This is a genomic window from Winogradskyella endarachnes, from assembly GCF_009741275.1.
GTDB lineage: Bacteria > Bacteroidota > Bacteroidia > Flavobacteriales > Flavobacteriaceae > Winogradskyella > Winogradskyella endarachnes.
Map to the genome: position 1 here is coordinate 1 of NZ_WOWS01000044.1, position 275 is coordinate 275.

The window sequence follows — 275 nt, forward strand, 5'->3', positions numbered from 1 at the left end:
TTATACCGTTTTTGGTGAATGGTTTTTTTTGAATTAAATTATTGTATGATTTAAATCTGAAAATAAATCAGTTATTACTTCTTTTTAAACATACTTGTCATAATGGTATTTATGCCAATTGCTAGAAGTACGATTTATTATTAAAATAAGTTTTACACCCAAAATGAGACTAATTTAGGAGGTTTTCCTAGGTTAGATTTTTTCATCAATGCCAAAGTTCGTCAAACCCGTATATTTTTAAAGGCAGAGCATTTTAATTCTTCTTTTACGGGTTA

1 pseudogene is annotated in these 275 nt (G+C 26.9%); it reads left to right on the forward strand.

Going from position 1 to position 275, the window contains the following annotated elements:
• Window positions 1-147 precede the first annotated feature (147 nt).
• Window positions 148-275 (forward strand): annotated as a pseudogene (locus GN138_RS15940) (putative porin); the annotation flags it as partial.